Source organism: Streptomyces sp. NPDC048504, assembly GCF_043200035.1.
Taxonomy (GTDB): Bacteria; Actinomycetota; Actinomycetes; order Streptomycetales; family Streptomycetaceae; genus Streptomyces.
Genome location: NZ_JBICXA010000003.1, coordinates 350,963 through 367,585, shown reverse-complemented (window position 1 = coordinate 367,585; position 16,623 = coordinate 350,963). Strand labels below are relative to the sequence as shown.

General features: G+C 70.6%; 12 protein-coding genes. 8 read left to right on the top strand and 4 right to left on the bottom strand.

All coding sequences use genetic code 11. From position 1 onward, the window contains the following. Positions 1-4: 4 nt before the first annotated feature. The 4 genes from ACGFY9_RS09400 to ACGFY9_RS09385 form a co-directional block, all read right to left on the bottom strand. Entirely contained in the window at positions 5-2,386 is a 2,382-nt protein-coding gene (locus tag ACGFY9_RS09400) for a DUF3488 and DUF4129 domain-containing transglutaminase family protein (protein ID WP_393753134.1), read from the bottom strand. Beyond that, complete coding sequence (locus ACGFY9_RS09395) at positions 2,383-3,738, bottom strand: DUF58 domain-containing protein (RefSeq protein WP_393753133.1); 1,356 nt, start codon at positions 3,736-3,738, stop codon at positions 2,383-2,385. Before ACGFY9_RS09395 ends, ACGFY9_RS09400 begins: the two co-directional genes overlap by 4 nt. Then, positions 3,738-4,763 (bottom strand): AAA family ATPase, encoded by a 1,026-nt coding sequence (locus tag ACGFY9_RS09390; RefSeq protein WP_393753132.1) that lies wholly within the window; start codon positions 4,761-4,763, stop codon positions 3,738-3,740. The genes ACGFY9_RS09395 and ACGFY9_RS09390 overlap by 1 nt, the downstream gene beginning before the upstream one ends. 236 nt (positions 4,764-4,999) lie before the next feature. Beyond that, positions 5,000-5,548, bottom strand: coding sequence for a beta-class carbonic anhydrase (locus ACGFY9_RS09385; protein ID WP_393753131.1), 549 nt, complete (start codon positions 5,546-5,548; stop codon positions 5,000-5,002). 430 nt (positions 5,549-5,978) lie between these two features. Between ACGFY9_RS09385 and rsmH the strand changes: the two genes are divergently transcribed. The 8 genes from rsmH to ftsW all read left to right on the top strand — a co-directional run bounded on the left by rsmH (position 5,979) and on the right by ftsW (position 16,619). Next, positions 5,979-6,938 (top strand): 16S rRNA (cytosine(1402)-N(4))-methyltransferase RsmH, encoded by a 960-nt coding sequence (gene rsmH, locus ACGFY9_RS09380; protein ID WP_393753130.1) that lies wholly within the window; start codon positions 5,979-5,981, stop codon positions 6,936-6,938. 27 nt (positions 6,939-6,965) lie between these two features. Then, positions 6,966-7,595, top strand: coding sequence for a septum formation initiator family protein (locus tag ACGFY9_RS09375; protein WP_393753129.1), 630 nt, complete (start codon positions 6,966-6,968; stop codon positions 7,593-7,595). A gap of 5 nt (positions 7,596-7,600) precedes the next feature. Further along, a complete protein-coding gene (locus ACGFY9_RS09370) occupies positions 7,601-9,610 on the top strand; it encodes a peptidoglycan D,D-transpeptidase FtsI family protein (RefSeq protein ID WP_393753128.1) in 2,010 nt (669 codons plus the stop codon). 173 nt (positions 9,611-9,783) lie between these two features. After that, the gene (locus ACGFY9_RS09365) at positions 9,784-11,319 is read left to right on the top strand and encodes a UDP-N-acetylmuramoyl-L-alanyl-D-glutamate--2,6-diaminopimelate ligase (protein WP_393753379.1); all 1,536 of its coding nucleotides are present in this window, start codon (positions 9,784-9,786) and stop codon (positions 11,317-11,319) included. A 4-nt stretch (positions 11,320-11,323) separates the two neighbouring features. Beyond that, positions 11,324-12,739, top strand: coding sequence for a UDP-N-acetylmuramoyl-tripeptide--D-alanyl-D-alanine ligase (murF, locus tag ACGFY9_RS09360; RefSeq protein WP_393753127.1), 1,416 nt, complete (start codon positions 11,324-11,326; stop codon positions 12,737-12,739). Beyond that, on the top strand, positions 12,736-13,809 hold the full coding sequence (gene mraY, locus ACGFY9_RS09355; RefSeq protein WP_393753126.1) for a phospho-N-acetylmuramoyl-pentapeptide-transferase: 1,074 nt from the start codon (positions 12,736-12,738) through the stop codon (positions 13,807-13,809). Before murF ends, mraY begins: the two co-directional genes overlap by 4 nt. Then, positions 13,791-15,230 (top strand): UDP-N-acetylmuramoyl-L-alanine--D-glutamate ligase, encoded by a 1,440-nt coding sequence (murD, locus tag ACGFY9_RS09350; RefSeq protein ID WP_393753125.1) that lies wholly within the window; start codon positions 13,791-13,793, stop codon positions 15,228-15,230. The genes mraY and murD overlap by 19 nt, the downstream gene beginning before the upstream one ends. A gap of 21 nt (positions 15,231-15,251) precedes the next feature. Beyond that, positions 15,252-16,619, top strand: a complete 1,368-nt coding sequence (ftsW, locus tag ACGFY9_RS09345) for a putative lipid II flippase FtsW (RefSeq protein ID WP_393753124.1) — start codon at positions 15,252-15,254, stop codon at positions 16,617-16,619. The last annotated feature ends 4 nt before the right edge of the window (positions 16,620-16,623 follow it).

The window sequence follows — 16,623 nt, the reverse complement described above, 5'->3', positions numbered from 1 at the left end:
GGCCCTAGCCCTGCTGTCCGGACGGCTTGCGCAGGGCCGGCCGCAGTGCCGCCGCCCGCGTCGTCACCGACGTCCGCCAGGCCGACAGCGCCCACACCACCCGGACGGTCGAGCGCGGGGCGACCAGTGCGCGCAGCCGCGTGGAGCGGCCGGACGTGTCCTGGAACCCGACGACCACGCGCCGGACGTCCTGCGCGAGCCCCGCCGCGAGCTGCGGCCGGGGCGCGTAAAGGACCTGCTCCACGGCGTCCGCCACCCGGTGCACCGAGGCGGCCGACGGTGGATCGAGATGCCCGAGTTCCACGATCCGCGCCGCCGCCCTGCGCGGGGTCAGCGACTCGTCGGGCGAGATCCCGAAGTCCCAGGCCGTATCGGTCAGTTCCTCCCACACCGCCAGCGTGTGGACCGCCGCCTCCGCCTCCGTACGACCGTGCGCCCCCAGCCGTACGGACCGCATCCGGGCCCGCCACAGCATCGGCGAGAACGGGACCGTCAGCAGCAGGAGCGCGCCCAGGCCCAGCGCCACCATCTGCACGTACCACCAGGGATCGTGCGGGTCACCGCCCGCCGCGATCGCCGGGGCCTGGCTCGCGCAGCCGTCCAGCTTCCGCAGCTGGGCCGTGCAGCTCTCGCTCGCCGAGGGGGCCGCGGAGGGCGCCGTGCTCGTCGAGGTCGAGGGGAGGGCCGGGTCCGGGACGTCGCTGCCGGGGGTGGTCGACTGGGTGTACGACGGCACCGAACCCCGGTTGGGAGTCGGCTCGAAGCGGGTCCAGCCCACGCCCTCGAAGTACAGCTCGGGCCAGGCGTGCGCGTCCTTCAGGCCCACCGACACCGAACCGTTCGCCTCCGGGGTGCCCGGCGCGAAGCCCACCGCGACCCGGGCCGGGATGCCCAGGGTGCGGGCCATCGCCGCCATCGCGAAGGAGAAGTGGACGCAGAAACCCTGCTTGTCCTTCAGGAACTTGGCGATCGCGTCGCGGCCGGTGCCGACGTCCACCTGGGTGTCGTACTGGAAGCCGCCGGTCACCGCGAAGTAGTCCTGGAGCTTGACCGCCTGCTCGTAGTGACTGGTCGAACCCGCGGTGACCTTGCGAGCGGTGTCGGCCACCACCGCCGGGAGTGACTTCGGCACCTTCGTGTACTGGTTCCGCAGGGTCGCCGACGGCTCCGGGGCCGTGGCCAGCTGCTCCGCGGTCGGCTGCACGTCGAGGCTGCTGACCTGGTAGGTCACCCCGCGGGTGTTCTGCCCGTGATCGCCGACGACCGTCATGCCCACCGGTTCGTAGCGCCAACTGCCGTCGATGCTCACGCCGCTGGGCGGATACGGCATCGGCAGCCAGTCCTGGGCGTACCAGTCCGCGGCCGAGATCCGGGTCTTGATCTCCGAGCGCTTGATGTCGGCGCCGAGACCGGTCGGGGTCGGGAACGTGCTCGGCACACCCTGGATGTGCCGCTGGGACGGCTTCCAGGTGGTGCCGTCGAAGTCGTCCAGGGACACGATCCGCAGATACATGTCCGAGATGTCGTTCGTGTTGGTGCGCACGGACAGGACCTGGCGGTTCTCGTCCACGTTCAGGCTGTCGCGCAGCGAGACCAGCGGGTTGACAGCGGAGATCGTGCCGCCGCTTCCGTTGCCCGCGCCCACCCCGGTCCCGGCCGCGTCCAGCAGGCCGCCCGAGATGGTCGGCAGCGGCAGCAGGGCGATGGCCATCGCGACCGCGCCGATCCGCCGCCCGGTGCGGACCGGCGCGAGCGGGCCCGAGGTGTCCGAGCCCGGGGTGGTGCGGGGCGCCCCGCCGAAGACGCGGCCCCACTGGGCGAGCCGGTCCCGGCCCTCGGCCAGCAGCAGCATCAGATAGCCGGCGGCGGCGAGCAGGAACCACAGCCAGCTGACGCTGCTCTCGGACAGCCCGGCGGCGACCGAGTACAGCGCGAGCAGCGGCAGTCCGGCCGGGGCCGCGCTGCGGAAGGTGACCGCGAGCGTGTCCACCGCGAGGCCGATCACCAGGACACCGCCGATGAGCATCAGCCGGATGCCGTCGTGCAGCGGTGCCGGGATCGCGTACCGGGAGACGTCGTCGGAGCCCTGCTGCAGCAGGTCGGCGAAGTGCTGGAAGGCCTCGGGGCCCGGGACGAACCCGGCGAGGGCCTGCGCGTGCGCGAAGACCAGGGTCAGCATCAGCAGCGTGACCAGGGCCTGCGCCGCGACCGTCAGCGGCCGGGCCAGCGGCACCCGCCGGGTCGCCGCGCCCACGCCGGTCTGGATCGCCAGCATGAAGGCGGCCTGGATGATCCAGGTCGCCGGGGAGACCAGGGGCAACATCGCGCAGGACGCCAGCAGTGTGGCCACCCAGGCGCAGATCGCCAGTCGTGCCCGCCCGCTCATGCCCATCCCTCCCCGAGTCCGGTCGCGGTGATGCCGTTCCGCTCCCGGTCGGCCTGTTGCCACAGATCGGTCAGGGACGCGCCGCGCGGCACGCCCACAGCGGTCCAGCCCGCGTCGCGCAGCATCCGCAGCCGCTCCTCGGGCTCGTCCCCGGCACCGGGGACATCGGTCGACTCACGCACCCAGCCGTCGCTGTCCAGCACGAAGGCGAGGGCGCCCCCGCTGCGCTGGCGCATCCGCGCGACCACCGCGGCCTGTTCCTCGTCGAGGTCGCCGAAGAAGGCCACCAGCAGCCCTTCGTTCCCGCCGCGCAGAACGTCGTAGGCCCGGGACAGGCCCGAGCCGTCCGAGTGGTCGATCACCGCGAGGGTGTCCATCATCAGCCCGGCCGCGTCCGCCGACTCCTGGCTCGCACCCGCGAACCCGTCGGCGTCCTGGCCCGGCACCGAGTTGCCGGTGTCGCTCAACAGCCGTACGGAGAAGCCCCGTTCCAGCATGTGCACCAGGACGGAGGCGGCGCCGGAGACGGCCCACTCGAAGGCCGAGTCCGGGCCCTGGCCCGCGAAGGCGATGCCCCGCGTGTCGAGCAGGACCGTGCAGCGGGCGCGCTGCGGCTGCTCCTCGCGGCGCACCATCAGCTCGCCGTAGCGCGCGGTGGAGCGCCAGTGCACGCGGCGCAGGTCGTCGCCGTAGCGGTACCCGCGCGGGATCACGTCGTCCTCGCCCGCCAGGGCCAGCGAGCGGTTGCGGCCGTCGCCGTAGCCCTTGGCCTCGCCGCTGAGGCGGACCGGGGGGACGGCCTCCACGCGCGGGATGACGGTGAGGGTGTCGAAGGTCGAGAAGGAGCGCGTCAGTTCGCACATCCCGAAGGGGTCCGTCAGGCGGAGCTGGAGCGGGCCCAGGGGGTAGCGGCCGCGCAGGTCGGAGCGGACCCGGTAGGACACCTCGCGCCGGCCGCCCGCCTCGACCCGGTCCAGGACGAAGCGGGGGCGCGGGCCGAGCACGTACGGCACCCGGTCCTGGAGCATCAGCAGGGCCGTGGGCAGCCGCGAGACATTGTCCATCCGCAGATGGACGCGGGCCTCGCTGCCGGCGGGCACGCGCGCGGGGGAGAGCCGGCGGCTGCCGGCCACCCGGTAGCGGGTGCGGTAGAGCACGGTCGCGCAGACCAGGGGCAGCACGGCCAGCAGCAGCCCGACCCGGAGCAGATCGCTCTGCCCCAGGACGTACGCGCACACCGCGGCGGCGATACCGGCGGCCAGGAAGGAGCGTCCACGGGTCGTCAGCCCGGCCAGGGCCGTACGGACACCGCCCTTCTCGTCCCGGTCGGTCTCCGCCTCCCCGGTGGTCATCACAGCCTCCGGGGAGGCTGCTGCCCGTACGCCCCGAGGCCCAGGCCGCTCTGCGGGGCCGGCGCCGCGGGCACGGGGGTGCGCTGGAGGATCTCCTGGACGACCTGCTCCGCCGTACGACGGTTCAGCTGGGCCTGCGCGGTGGGCAGCAGGCGGTGCGCCAGGACCGCGACCGCGAGCGCCTGGATGTCGTCCGGCAGCGCGTACTCACGGCCGCTCAGGGCGGCGGAGGCCTTCGCCGCGCGCAGCAGGTGCAGCGTCGCGCGCGGGGAGGCGCCGAGTCTGAGGTCGGGGTGGTTGCGCGTGGCGGAGACCAGGTCCACCGCGTACCTGCGCACCGGGTCGGCGACATGGACGCCGCGGACCGCCTCGACCAGCTTGACGATGTCGTGCGCGTGGGCCACGGGCTGGAGGTCGTCCAGCGGGCTCACCCCGCCGTGGATGTCCAGCATCTGCAGCTCGGCCTCCGCGCTGGGATAGCCGATGGAGACCCGGGCCATGAAGCGGTCGCGCTGCGCCTCGGGCAGCGGATAGGTGCCCTCCATCTCGACCGGGTTCTGCGTGGCGACCACCATGAAGGGGCTGGGCAGCTCGTAGGTCTGGCCGTCGATGGTGACCTGCCGCTCCTCCATGGACTCCAGGAGCGCGGACTGGGTCTTCGGCGAGGCGCGGTTGATCTCGTCGCCGATCACGATCTGCGCGAAGATCGCGCCCGGTTTGAACTCGAAGTCCCGCTGCTGCTGGTCCCAGATGGACACACCGGTGATGTCCGAGGGCAGCAGGTCGGGCGTGAACTGGATTCGCCGCACCGAACAGTCGATCGACCGCGCCAGCGCCTTGGCCAGCATTGTCTTGCCCACACCTGGAACGTCCTCGATCAGAAGATGTCCCTCGGCGAGCAGCACGGTCAGCGAAAGCCGTACGACCTCGGGCTTGCCCTCGATCACTCCTTCCACCGAACTGCGGACTCGCTCCACAGTGGCGGTCAGATCTGTAAGGCTCGCTCGATCGTCATAGGTCGTCACCCGGCCCTCCTCGGCCCGTTCTTTCCATGGGCCGGCGCACGCACTGCGGACCGGCCCACCCCGAAACACGGACGGCACGCGGGAAAAGTTCCGCGTGACGCCACACCCGCATTCTTGTTGCCGTTACCGGTTCGTGTCACTCGCCTGTGGACAACTGCCTTCGCTTTGTCGGGTCTTACGACCTTTTGGGCGGTCCGAGGGGCGAACTTTTCGAAGTTTCGGGGCGGGCGGGCGCGTCAGGCGGGGTCGATCTCGCGCAGCAGACCCGACTTCACGTCGAAGACGAAGCCGCGCACATCATCAGTGTGCAGCAGGAACGGCGAGGTGCGCACACGCTGCATGGACTGCCGTACGTCCTGCTCGACGTCCCGGAAGGCCTCCACCGCCCAGGCGGGGCGCTGGCCGACCTCCATCTCCAGGTCGTGCCGGAACTCCTCGGTGAGGGACTCCAGGCCGCAGCCGGTGTGGTGGATGAGAACCACACTGCGGGTGCCGAGCGCCCGCTGGCTGATGGTGAGGGAACGGATCACGTCGTCGGTGACCACACCGCCCGCGTTGCGGATGGTGTGGCAGTCGCCCAGCTCCAGGCCGAGCGCGGCGTGCAGGTCGAGACGGGCGTCCATGCAGGCCACCACGGCCACCTGCAGAACGGGGCGGGCGTCCATGCCGGGATCGGTGAAGGCGGCGGCGTACTGCTCGTTGGCCTCGACGAGGCGGTCCGTCACGGTCCCGCCGTCGGTTATGGCGCCTTCGGACTCTGTGGGTACGGATGCGGAGGTCGTCATACCTATGACGGTACTGGTCACCGGCGGTGCGGTCTTGGTGCGGGACGGGAAAAAGAGCGTCATTGCGTCCTCTTGTGAGGTAACCCACACGGGTGGCGGGGGTGCACCCGTCCGGGTGATTCTTCCCGTTTTGAGGCATCGCACGCACCCGGGCCCGCGACGCGCAGGCCGGTTGATTGACCGTGAGACAGCGTGGACTAAAGTTGCGCGAAGCGGGAGGCGAGGCCCTCCCTGCTGGACTTTTCCCGGAGACCCCGGCGACCTTCCGGATTCTCCCCCAGCTTGAACGACACGTGCGCGGCGCGTACGTACGGCTCGGCCTCCTCCCGCTCCCGGTCGGCTGACGCTTTCGGCGCCGGCAGGCTTCCCTTTCATCAGCGGGCGGGGACCCGGCGGTGCGTAGGGCCCGTGCCGGATCTGAGAGGGCCCCTTGAGCCAGAGTCGACACGTCCCGGTGATGCTCCAGCGGTGCCTGGACATGTTGGCCCCCGCGCTGGAGCGGCCGGGCGCGGTGGTCGTCGACTGCACGCTCGGCCTCGGCGGGCACAGCGAGGCCCTGCTGACCCGGTTCCCCGAGGCCCGCCTCGTCGCCCTCGACCGCGACAAGGAGGCCCTGCGCCTCTCCGGTGAGCGCCTCGCCCCCTTCGGCGACCGCGCCACCCTCGTGCACGCGGTCTACGACGAGCTGCCCGACGTACTGGAGCGGCTCGGCCTCGCGCGCGTGGAGGGCGTTCTGTTCGACCTCGGCGTCTCCTCCATGCAGCTCGACGAGGCCGACCGCGGCTTCGCCTACGCCCAGGACGCCCCCCTCGACATGCGCATGGACCAGACGACCGGCATCAGCGCCGCCGAGGTCCTCAACACCTACGCGCCCGGTGAACTCGTCCGCATCCTGCGGGCGTACGGCGAGGAGAAGCAGGCCAAGCGGATCGTCTCCGCGGTCGTCCGTGAGCGCGACAAGGAGCCGTTCAGCAACAGCGCGCGGCTCGTCGAGCTGATCCGCGACTCGCTGCCGCAGGCCGCCAAGCGCACCGGCGGCAACCCGGCCAAGCGCACCTTCCAGGCGCTGCGCATCGAGGTCAACGGCGAACTGTCCGTCCTGGAGAGCGCGATCCCCGCCGCCGTGAAGTCGCTTGCCGTGGGCGGCCGGATCGCCGTCCTGTCGTACCACTCGCTCGAAGACCGCCTGGTCAAGCAGGTGTTCGCGGCCGGCGCCGCCAACACCGCGCCTCCTGGGCTGCCGGTCGTGCCCGAGCGGTACCAGCCCCGGCTCAAGCTCCTGACGCGCGGTGCCGAACTTCCCACCGAGGAAGAGGTCGCCGAGAACCGGCGAGCGGCACCCGCGCGGCTGCGGGGGGCTCAGCGCATCAGGGAGGACGTCGTTGATTGAGTTTGATATTCCAACTCGGGGGCGTGAGTGAGTAGGAAACCCGAACTGAGGGGCAGGGCTGCCCGTTTCGCGCGGCTCTTCCCGACCGGGCCCGCGCAGGCAGGTGGGATCCAGACAGGTGGGATCCAGGCGGCCCGTACCCCGTTCGTCCTCCTCGTAGTGCTCCTCCTAGGCGGCGGCCTGATCGCGCTGCTCGTGCTGAACTCCGCGCTCAGCGAGGGGCAGTTCAAGCTGGACGACCTCCAGAAGCAGACGAAGAGCCTCACCGACGAGGAACAGGCCCTCCAGCGGGACGTCGACGCCTACTCCGCCCCCGACGCCCTCCAGCGCCGCGCCCACGAGCTGGGCATGGTGCCCGGCGGGGACCCCGCCTTCCTCGACCCCAATGGGACGGTGAAGGGTGTCCCGGAGCAGGCCGCCGCCAAGACCGTGAGCGCACCGGTGGTCCTCGCACCCGAAGCACTCGTCAGCAGGCCGAGCCCGAGCCCAAGTTCGAGCCCGGGCCCCGCGGCCGCCGTACCGGCACCGGCCCCCGCGGCCACCCCCGTCGTGACCCGGCCCGCGCAGACCTCTACGGCACAGACCTCTACAACCCAGACCTCCACAGCGCAGTCATCCACAGCACAGTCCTCCACCCCGACAACCCCCGGCAGGTGACGGAAGTGTCCGACAGGGAACCGCCGCGCCGCCGAGTGCCCGGACCGGCCAGGCCCGAACGGCCAGAGGGCGGTAACGCCCCTCGGCGCCGCCCCGGTCCCGGCGCCCGTCCGGCCCGCCGCCCGGCCTCGCCCCCTCCTGCATCTCATACCCCTGGCTATTCCTCCGGCGCCCGCCCGGCGGGCCCGCGCTCCCTCCGGCTCGGCAGCCCCCGCCCCCGGCTGCGCATGATCAGCCTCGCGCTGACCCTCGTCCTCATCGCGTTCGTCGTACGACTGCTCCAGGTGCAGGCCGTCGACGCGAGCGCGTACGCCGCCAAAGCCGCGCAGAACCGGTACGTCGACTACGTCCTGGCCGCCGAGCGCGGCGAGATCACCGACCGTTCCGGGGTGGCGCTCGCGACCAGCGTGGACGCGTACACGATCACCGCGGACCCGACCCTGTTCACCCGCAAGCAGCTGAAGATCGACGACGGGCCCGAACAGGCGGCCGCCCTCCTCGCCCCGATCCTCGGCGTGGACCAGGCCTCCCTCGTCAAGAAGCTCAGGCCCGCGAACAAGAACCTGCGCTACGTGGTGCTCGCCAACCGGCAGACCCCGCAGGTCTGGAAGCAGATCAAGGACCTGAAGAGCGCGCTCACCACCAAGTCCGGAACCGACCCGACCACGGTCAACGTCCTTGCCGGTGTCCTCGCCGTCCCCACCACCAAGCGCGTGTACCCGAACGGCGATCTCGCCGCCGGGATACTGGGCTGGGTCAACGCCGACGGCAAGGGCGGCGGCGGGATCGAGCAGCAGCTGAACAAGGACCTCACCGGCAAGGACGGCAAGGTCCGTTACGCCCAGTCCGGCGGTCTCCAGGTGCCCACCGCGGGCTCCACCGAGACGCCGGCGGTGCCCGGTTCCGACGTGGAGCTGACGATCGACCGCGACATCCAGTGGGCCGCGCAGAACGCCATCACCGAGCAGGTGAAGAAGTCCAAGGCGGACCGCGGGTACGTGATAGTGCAGGACACCCGCACCGGGGAGATCCTCGCCATGGCCAACGCGCCCGGCTTCGACCCGAACGACCTCGCGCAGGCGAACGCGGCCTCCCTGGGCAACGCGGCCCTCCAGGACGCCTACGAGCCCGGTTCCACCGCCAAGGTCATGACGATGGCCGCCGTACTGCAGGAGAACGCGGCCACCCCGCTGACGCATGTCGTCGTGCCGAACCGGCTGCACCGCGGCGACCGGCTCTTCCAGGACGACGTGGACCACGCCACCTGGAACCTGACGCTCAACGGCGTCCTCGCGAAGTCAAGCAACATCGGGACCATCGAGGCGGCCGGCCAGCTCGGCAAGACCCAGCCCGAGGCCAACCAGGTCCTGTACTCGTATCTGCGCAAGTTCGGCATCGGCAGCTACAGCGGGCTGAACTTCCCCGGCGAGACCAAGGGCATCCTCGCGCCCGCCGACAAGTGGTCGACCTCGCAGCAGTACACGATTCCTTTCGGCCAGGGCATGTCCCTCAACGCGCTCCAGGCGGCCTCCGTCTACTCGACGGTCGCCAACGGCGGAGTCCGCGTCGAGCCCACCCTGGTGCGCGGCACGAAGGGGCCCGACGGCCGCTTCACGCCCGCGGCGACGCCCAAGAAGACCCGGGTCATCAGTGCGAAGACGGCGAAGACCCTCGCCCAGATGCTGGAGTCCGTGGTGGACGACGAGCAGGGCACGGGCGGTAAGGCCGCCATTCCGGGGTACCGGGTCGCGGGCAAGACCGGCACCGCCAACCGCGTGGATCCGGCCACCGGCAAGTACAAGGGCTACACCTCGTCGTTCGCCGGGTTCGCGCCCGCCGACAACCCCCGCATCACCGTCTACTGCGCGATCCAGAACGCCACCAGCGGAAGCTACTTCGGCGGTCAGATCTGCGGACCGATCTACAAGCAGGTGATGGAGTTCGCCCTCAAGACCCTCCAGGTCCCGCCCACCGGGGCGAAGGCCGCGAATCTGCCCGTGACCTTCACGCCCTGATCAGCGCAACAGCCAGGAACCGATCCGTGACCATGATCACCTCCCAGTCCGGGAACCAGGGCCAGCAGGACAGCAGGCCCCGCCCCTCACTTCGCTCCGGGGCCGGTGCGCCCGGTACGCTCACCGCCGTGCCACCCGCCGATCAGTCCCAAACCCCCCAGAAGGGCGCATCCGTGACCTACCCGGGGCCGCCCAGGCCGGCGCGGATCTCCGCCACACCCCTTGCGGAACTCGCCGACGAACTGGCCGCCGCCGTGACCATGACGACAGCGCCGGTGCCGACCGCCGAGATCACGGGCATCACCCATGACTCGCGCGCCGTCCGCCCCGGCGACCTGTACGCCGCGCTGCCCGGCGCCCGTCTGCACGGCGCCGACTTCGTCACGCAGGCGGCCGGCCTCGGTGCCGTCGCCGTCCTGACGGACCCGGCCGGTGCCGACCGCGCGGCCGCGACCGGCCTGCCGGTGCTGGTCGTCGATGACCCGCGCGGGCAGATGGGCGAGCTGGCGGCGACCATCTACGGTCACCCCGGCCGCGATCTGCTCCAGATCGGCATCACCGGAACGTCCGGCAAGACCACCACGGCCTACCTCGTAGAGGGCGGCCTGAAAACGGTCCGGGCCACGGGTCTGATCGGCACGGTCGAGATGCGCATCGGCGACGAGCGCATCAAGTCGGAGCGCACGACCCCCGAAGCCACCGATCTCCAGGCCCTGTTCGCGGTCATGCTGGAGCGCGGGGTCGACGCGGTCGCCATGGAGGTCTCCAGCCACGCGCTGGTCCTCGGCCGGGTCGACGCCTGCATCTTCGACATCGCGGTCTTCACCAACCTCAGCCCGGAACACATGGAGTTCCACTCGGGCATGGAGGACTACTTCCAGGCCAAGGCCCAGCTGTTCACACCGCTGCGCAGCCGCCAGGGCGTGGTCAACCTCGACGACGCCTACGGCCGCAGGCTCGCCGCCGAGGCCACGGTCCCCGTGGTCACCTACTCCGCCGAGGGCCACCCGGACGCCGACTGGCGCGCCCAGGACGTCGAAGTCGGCCCGATGGACTCGACGTTGACCGCGGTCGGCCCCAAGGGCGAGCTGATCACCGCCAGATCGCCGCTCGCCGGCTCCTTCAACGTGGCCAACACCCTCGCCGCGATCGCCGCCCTGGCCACCGCCGGCCTCGACCCGCAGCTCGCCGCTGACGGCATCGCCGCGGTACCGGGCGTGCCGGGCCGCCTGGAGCGCGTGGACGCCGGGCAGCCGTATCTCGCGGTCGTCGACTACGCCCACAAGACGGACGCCGTCGAATCGGTCCTGCGCGCGCTGCGCAAGGTCACCGAGGGCAAGCTGCACGTCGTGCTCGGCTGCGGCGGCGACCGGGACAGGACCAAGCGCGAGCCGATGGGCGCCGCGGTGGCCCGGCTCGCCGACACCGCCGTACTGACCTCCGACAACCCCCGCTCCGAGGACCCCCTCGCGATCCTCGCGACGATGCTCCAGGGCGCCGCGTCGGTGCCCGCGCACGAGCGTGGCGAGGTCCAGGTCTTCGAGGACCGGGCCGACGCCATCGCCGCCGCCGTCGCCCGCGCACAGCCGGGGGACACCGTGCTGGTCGCGGGCAAGGGCCACGAGCAGGGCCAGGACATCGCCGGAGTGGTCCGTCCCTTCGACGACCGCCAGGTGCTTCGCGAAGCTATCCAGAAGACCCAGGGATGAACTTGTGATCGCCCTCTCCCTCGCCGAGATCGCAGAAGTCGTCGGCGGGCAGACGCACGACATACCGGATCCGTCCGTCCAGGTCACCGGCCCGGTGGTCCGCGACTCCCGGGAAGTGGAACCCGGCAGCCTCTTCGTCGCCTTCGTCGGCGAGCACGTCGACGGCCACGACTTCGCGGACGCGGTCGTCGAGGCGGGCGCGGTGGCCCTCCTGGCGTCCCGCCCGGTCGGCGTCCCCGCGATCGTCGTGGACGACGCCCAGAGCGCTCTGGGCGCCCTCGCCCGTCATGTCGTACGACGGCTCGGCGCGACCCTCGTCGCCCTTACCGGCTCGGCGGGCAAGACCAGCACCAAGGACCTCATCGCCCAGGTGCTCGCGCGCAAGGCGCCCACGGTGTTCACACCGGGATCGTTCAACAACGAGATCGGGCTGCCGCTGACCGCGCTGAGCGCCACCGCCGAGACGAGATTCCTCGTCCTGGAGATGGGCGCCCGCGGGATCGGTCACATCCGCTACCTCACGGATCTGACGCCCCCGCAGATCGGCCTCGTCCTCAACGTCGGCACCGCCCACATCGGCGAGTTCGGCGGCCGGGAGCAGATCGCACAGGCAAAGGGCGAACTCGTAGAAGCGCTCCCTTCAGTTGAAGACGGCGGCGTCGCGGTCCTCAACGCGGACGATCCGCTCGTACGGGCCATGGCGTCCCGTACGAAGGCGAAGGTGATCCTTTTCGGAGAGTCCGGCGAAGCGGACGTACGGGCCGAGAACGTGAGACTCACGGACAGCGGACAGCCCGCCTTCAGCCTTCACACACCCTCCGGGTGCAGCGAAGTGACCATGCGCCTGTACGGTGAGCACCACGTGTCGAACGCGCTCGCCGCGGCCGCCGTCGCCCATGAGCTGGGCATGTCCGCAGACGAGATCGCCACCGCGCTCTCCGAGGCGGGCTCCCTCTCCCGCTGGCGGATGGAGGTCACCGAGCGACCGGACGGCGTGACCATCGTCAACGACGCCTACAACGCGAACCCCGAGTCCATGCGAGCCGCCTTGCGCGCGCTCGCGGCCATGGGCAAGGGGCGGCGGACCTGGGCGGTGCTCGGCAAGATGGCCGAGCTGGGGGACGAGGCGCTCGCCGAGCACGACGCGGTCGGACGGCTGGCCGTCCGGCTCAATGTCGGCAAGCTCGTCGCGGTCGGGGGCAGGGAAGCGTCCTGGCTGCAACTGGGCGCATATAACGAGGGTTCGTGGGGTGAGGAGTCGGTGCACGTGTCCGACGCACAGGCGGCGGTCGACCTGTTGCGCAGCGAGTTGCGCCCGGGAGACGTCGTTCTCGTGAAGGCGTCCCGGTCGGTCGGTCTGGAGAGCGTGGCGCAGGCGCTCGTCGAGGCCGGTACCGAGGGTGAGGTTGCCGCCCGATGATGAAGCAGATCCTGTTCTCAGGAGTCATCGGCCTGTTCCTGACCCTGGTGGGCACCCCGCTGCTGATCAAGCTGCTGGCCCGCAAGGGCTACGGCCAGTACATCCGTGACGACGGCCCGCGCGAGCACGCCAGCAAGCGCGGTACGCCGACGATGGGCGGTATCGCGTTCATCTTCGCGACGGTCGCCGCGTACTTCCTGTCCAAGGTCATCACCGGGTACGCGCCGACCTATTCGGGTCTGCTGGTGCTCGGTCTGATGGTGGGCATGGGCCTGGTCGGCTTCCTCGACGACTACATCAAGATCGTCAAGCGGCGTTCGCTGGGCCTGCGGGCCAAGGCGAAGATGGCCGGCCAGCTGATCGTCGGCATCAGCTTCGCGGTGCTCGCCCTGCAGTTCAAGGACGCCAGCGGCAACACCCCGGCCTCCACGAAGCTGTCGTTCATCACGGACTTCGGCTGGAAGCTCGGCCCGATCATTTTCGTGATCTGGGCGCTGTTCATGATCCTCGCGATGTCGAACGGCGTGAACCTGACGGACGGTCTGGACGGCCTCGCCACCGGCGCCTCGGTGCTCGTCTTCGGTGCCTACACCTTCATCGGTGTCTGGCAGTTCCAGGAGTCCTGCGCCAACGCGCAGACCCTGACCAACCCGAACGCCTGCTACGAAGTACGCGATCCGCTCGACCTCGCGGTCATCGCCTCGGCACTGATGGGCGCCTGCCTGGGCTTCCTGTGGTGGAACACCTCGCCGGCCAAGATCTTCATGGGAGACACGGGCTCACTCGCCCTCGGCGGTGTCCTCACCGGTCTGGCGATCCTCTCCCGCACGGAGCTGCTCGTCGCCATCATGGGTGGCCTCTTCGTCCTCATTACCATGTCCGTGGTCATCCAGGTCGGCTCCTTCAAGCTCACCGGCAAGCGGGTCTTCCGCATGGCCCCGCTCCAGCACCACTTCGAACTCAAGGGCTGGTCCGAAGTGCTCGTGGTGGTCCGTTTCTGGATCATCCAGGGCATCTGCGTGATCGTCGGCCTGGGCCTCTTCTACGCGGGATGGGCAGCGAAAAAGTGACCGAAGGGCAGGGGCTCTCCTTCGAGGGCAAGCACGTCACCGTCGCCGGGCTCGGTGTCTCCGGGATCCCGGCGGCCAAGGTCCTGCACGGCCTCGGCGCGCTCGTCACGGTCGTCAACGACGGCGACGAGGAGCGCTCCCGGGCCCAGGCGGCGGAGTTGGAGGCGCTCGGCATCACCGTGCGCCTCGGCGACCCTGCCGCGGGGACCCTGCCCGACGGCACCGAACTGATCGTCACCACCCCCGGCTGGAAGCCCGACAAGCCGCTGTTCACGGCGGCGCGTGAGGCGGGCGTTCCGGTGTGGGGGGACGTGGAGCTGGCGTGGCGTCTGCGCGGCCCCGATGCGGCCCCCTGGCTGGCCGTCACCGGCACCAACGGCAAGACCACCACGGTCCAGATGCTCGCCTCCATCCTGAAGGCGGCGGGTCTGCGCACGGCCGCCATCGGCAACATCGGGGTCTCGGTCCTCGACGCCGTACTCGGGGACGAGCAGTACGACGTCCTCGCCGTGGAACTGTCGAGCTATCAGCTGCACTGGGCGCCCTCGCTGCGCGCCCACTCCGCCGCCGTCCTGAATCTGGCGCCCGATCACCTCGACTGGCACGGCTCGATGGAGGCGTACGCCGCCGACAAGGGCCGTATCTACGAAGGCAATCGGGTCGCCTGCGTCTACAACGTCGCCGACAAGGCCACCGAGGACCTGGTCCGCGAGGCCGACGTCGAGGAGGGGTGCCGGGCGATCGGCTTCACCCTCGGCAGCCCCGCGCCGTCCCAACTCGGCGTCGTGGACGGCATTCTGGTGGACCGTGCCTTCGTCGAGGACCGGCAGAAGAACGCGCAGGAGCTGGCGGAAGTCTCCGACGTCAATCCGCCCGCCCCGCACAACATCGCCAACGCCCTTGCCGCCGCTGCCCTCGCGCGCGCCTTCGGGGTGCCCGCCAAGGCCGTACGGGACGGGCTGCGGGCCTTCACGCCCGACGCGCACCGCATCGCGCACGTGGCCGATGTGGACGGTGTCGCGTACATCGACGACTCCAAGGCCACCAACACCCATGCGGCGGAAGCCTCGTTGGCGGCCTACGAGTCGATCGTGTGGATCGCGGGCGGACTCGCCAAGGGCGCCACCTTCGACGAACTCGTCGCCAAGTCCGCCAAGCACCTTCGGGGCGTGGTGCTGATCGGCGCCGATCGCGCGCTGATCCGCGAAGCCCTCGCGCGACACGCGCCGGAAGTACCCGTCGTCGACCTCGACCGGACCGACACTGGGGCGATGCTCGCGGCTGTCCAGGAGGCACAGCGGCTCGCCGCCGCCGGCGACACGGTGCTGCTCGCCCCGGCCTGCGCCTCCATGGACATGTTCGCCAACTACAACAAGCGCGGTGACGCGTTCGCCCAGGCGGTTCGCGAACTCGGCGCCTGACCGACGCAAGCGGAGGCGCTGATGCCCAGTAGCCGTACCGGCCGGCCGCCCGTGCAGCAGCGGACCCCCAGACGTCCCGCCGCCGCCAGGACCGTCCGCGACAACCCCGTACGACGGCTCTACACCAACGCCCGCCGGGCCTGGGACCGACCGCTGACCGCCTACTACCTGATCGCCGGCGGCAGCGTGCTGATCACCGTGCTGGGTCTGGTGATGGTCTACTCGGCCTCTCAGATCACCGCGCTCCAACTCTCGCTGCCCGGCTCGTATTTCTTCCGCAAACAGTTCCTCGCGGCATGTATCGGCGGGGTCTTGGCGCTCGCCGCCTCGCGGATGCCGGTCAAACTGCACCGGGCGCTGGCCTATCCGATCCTCGCGGGCGCCGTCTTCATGATGGCGCTGGTGCAGCTGCCGGGGATAGGGATGTCGGTCAACGGCAACCGCAACTGGATCTCGCTCGGCGGCTCCTTCCAGATCCAGCCCAGCGAGTTCGGCAAGCTGGCCCTTGTCCTGTGGGGCGCCGACCTGCTCGCCCGCAAACAGGACAAGGCGATGCTGGCCCAGTGGAAGCACATGCTGGTGCCGCTGGTGCCGGTCGCGTTCATGCTGCTCGGACTGATCATGCTCGGCGGCGACATGGGTACGGCGATCATCCTCACCGCGATCCTGTTCGGCCTGCTGTGGCTGGCCGGCGCTCCCACCCGGCTCTTCGTCGGCGTGCTGTCGATCGCGGCCGCCATCGGTGTGATCCTCATCAAGACCAGCCCCAACCGCATGGCCCGGCTCGCCTGCATCGGCGCCACCGAGCCCAAGACGGGGGTCGCCGACTGCTGGCAGGCCGTGCACGGGATCTACGCGCTCGCATCCGGCGGGATCTTCGGCTCCGGGCTCGGGGCGAGTGTGGAGAAATGGGGTCAACTCCCCGAGGCCCACACCGACTTCATCTTCGCCGTCACCGGTGAGGAACTGGGTCTGGCGGGCACACTGTCCGTGCTCGCCCTCTTCGCGGCTCTAGGCTATGCGGGTATCCGCGTGGCCGGACGCACGGAGGACCCCTTCGTGAGGTATGCCGCGGGAGGCGTGACCACCTGGATCATCGCTCAGGCGGTGATCAACATCGGTGCGGTGCTCGGCCTGCTGCCGATCGCCGGCGTCCCGCTCCCGCTGTTCTCCTACGGGGGTTCCGCCCTGCTGCCGACCATGTTCGCCATCGGGTTGCTGATCGCCTTCGCGCGCGACGACCCCGCTGCGCGGGCGGCGCTTGCGATGCGGCAACCCCGCTTTGGTAGAAAGCGGGGGGCCAGGGGTACCGGTTCCGGCCAACGGCCCCGGAGATGGAACACGATGCGACGGCGTGCCTCGGCGGCGCGTTCGTCCGGAGAGCGGTGAATTT

Bases quoted from the DNA above. Each gene is read 5' to 3' on its own strand.
- ftsW (WP_393753124.1), top strand. From the start codon at position 15,252: ATGCCCAGTAGCCGTACCGGCCGGCCGCCCGTGCAGCAGCGGACCCCC.
- ACGFY9_RS09400 (WP_393753134.1), bottom strand. From the start codon at position 2,386: ATGAGCGGGCGGGCACGACTGGCGATCTGCGCCTGGGTGGCCACACTG.
- ACGFY9_RS09395 (WP_393753133.1), bottom strand. From the start codon at position 3,738: ATGACCACCGGGGAGGCGGAGACCGACCGGGACGAGAAGGGCGGTGTC.
- murD (WP_393753125.1), top strand. From the start codon at position 13,791: ATGGGCAGCGAAAAAGTGACCGAAGGGCAGGGGCTCTCCTTCGAGGGC.
- ACGFY9_RS09385 (WP_393753131.1), bottom strand. From the start codon at position 5,548: ATGACGACCTCCGCATCCGTACCCACAGAGTCCGAAGGCGCCATAACC.
- mraY (WP_393753126.1), top strand. From the start codon at position 12,736: ATGATGAAGCAGATCCTGTTCTCAGGAGTCATCGGCCTGTTCCTGACC.